This window comes from Cognatiyoonia sediminum, assembly GCF_900129845.1.
Lineage (GTDB): Bacteria > Pseudomonadota > Alphaproteobacteria > Rhodobacterales > Rhodobacteraceae > Cognatiyoonia > Cognatiyoonia sediminum.
The window spans coordinates 1-1,072 of record NZ_FQXB01000015.1; the positions used below are offsets into that span (position 1 = coordinate 1).

The 1,072-nt window shown below is 56.8% G+C and carries 2 protein-coding genes; both read right to left on the reverse strand.

The window, feature by feature from the left end; all coding sequences use genetic code 11:
* Window positions 1-553: sulfopyruvate decarboxylase subunit beta (gene comE, locus BUA85_RS16450; protein ID WP_072903054.1), on the reverse strand; the 553-nt coding region annotated here is incomplete at its 3' end.
* Complete coding sequence (gene comD, locus BUA85_RS16455) at window positions 550-1,056, reverse strand: sulfopyruvate decarboxylase subunit alpha (protein WP_072903055.1); 507 nt, start codon at window positions 1,054-1,056, stop codon at window positions 550-552. The genes comD and comE, both read right to left, overlap by 4 nt.
* Window positions 1,057-1,072 lie beyond the last annotated feature (16 nt).

Below are 1,072 nucleotides of genomic sequence, written 5' to 3' on the forward strand. Positions count from 1 at the left end.
AAGCCTCGATCGCTTTCATAAAGCGGTCCTTGATGATGACGGGGTCCATGGTGATGACGGGCATCTTGGCGTTGCCGCTGTCGCATTTGACGATCATCACGGTGCCGACCTGTGCGTCGATGGCCTCTTGCAAGGCTGTGCCGGTGTCCACGTCCTGCACCTCAACCACGTTGTCGCAGCCTGCCGCGCGCGCCATGGCGGCGAGGTCGGTTTTGCGACCCGTGTAGGTCGGTTGATCGCCGGTGGAGCCATAAGACCCATTGTCGATGATCATCAGGATGTAGTTCTTCGGCATGTTGTTCCCGATGGTCGGCAACGTGCCCAAGTTCGTCAGGACAGAGCCATCGCCATCGATGGAAATCACCGTCTTGTCCTGCGCTAGCGCCACGCCAAGCCCAATCGACGAGGCAAGCCCCATCGTGCCCAGCATGTAAAAGTTACTCGGCTGATCCATGATCGCATGCAGCTCTTGGGATGGAATGCCGATGTTGCAGACGATCAGCTGGTCTTTCAGGATCGGGGCGATCTCTTTGAGTATCTCAGAACGGATCATTGGTCGCCATAGCCTCCCCAGAAGTTCGCGTCTGTGAGGATCGCGACGGGTTTGTTGCACATGAAGGTGTACTTCAGAATCATGTCGAGCTCTTCCACATCCGACTGGTTGTGGAAGTGATAGGTCGGGATGTTCATCTGGGCCAGCAGAGCCTTGGTGTGCACCGCCATCTCTACCTGACAGGCGACAGGTTCGCGCAGCTCTCCGCGGTAGCTGATCAGCATCGGCAGCGGCATGCGGTAGTATTGCGTCAGCGTTGCCAGCGTGTTGATCGTCACCCCAATCGCGGTGTTCTGCATGATGATCATCGGGCGTTTGCCGCCCATCCACGCCCCCGCGCAGAGCCCCATGCCTTCGTCTTCTTTGTTCGACGGGATGTGGAAGATATCCGGGTGCTGGTCAATCTCTTCGATCACACCGGCCAGCTGCTTGCAGGGCACGGTGGTCACAAAAGAGATGTCATTCGCAACAAGATCATCCGTGATCTTTTTGTCGATGTTCATCGATAGTCCTTTCTTG

Bases quoted from the DNA above. Each gene is read 5' to 3' on its own strand.
- comD (WP_072903055.1), bottom strand. From the start codon at position 1,056: ATGAACATCGACAAAAAGATCACGGATGATCTTGTTGCGAATGACATC.